The following is a 576-nucleotide window of genomic DNA, read 5'->3' as shown; positions in this document are numbered from 1 at the left end:
CGCGCAGCTCGCGGGCGGTGACCCGGGCGCGGACGTAGCCGCGGCGGTTGCTCGCGAACTTGATGTGCGGGTTCTCCGGCAGGACCGTCTCGGCGCCGTTGACGGTGTCCGCGCCGTCCTGGCCGCTGGTGATCGAGCTCGTCACGAGCTCGACCCCGACCGTGGCCGAGCCCGGGTCGTCGAAGTCGGCCTTGAGGTCGTTGGCCCAGTGGGTGTGCACGTCGCCGGTGAGCACGACGGGGTTCTGCACGCCGCGCTCGGCGATCCCGGCGAGGATCCGGTCGCGGGAGGCCTTGTAGCCGTCCCACCCGTCCATGCTCACCTCCTGCACGGGACCGGACGCCCGGTCCCGCTGGGCGAAGAAGACCTGCTGGCCGAGGACGTCCCACGTCGCGTCGGACTGCGCCAGCCCGTCGAGGAGCCAGCGCTCCTGCTCGGCGCCGGTGATGCTGCGCGCGGGGTCGAGGCGCTCCTCGCACCCGGCGTCCCAGCCGTCGCCGCAGGCCTGGTCGCTGCGGTACTGGCGGGTGTCGAGCATGTGGAAGGTGGCCAGGCGGCCCCAGCGCAGGCGGCGGT

Annotated in this window: 1 protein-coding gene; it reads right to left on the bottom strand. The window is 73.8% G+C overall.

The window, feature by feature from the left end; all coding sequences use genetic code 11:
* The coding region (locus D5H78_RS19015) for an alkaline phosphatase D family protein (RefSeq protein ID WP_177891367.1) at window positions 1-576 on the bottom strand (576 nt) is incomplete at both ends.

Source organism: Vallicoccus soli (genome assembly GCF_003594885.1).
In the GTDB taxonomy this organism is placed as follows: Bacteria; Actinomycetota; Actinomycetes; order Motilibacterales; family Motilibacteraceae; genus Vallicoccus; species Vallicoccus soli.
This window is presented reverse-complemented; position numbering and strand designations above follow the sequence as displayed.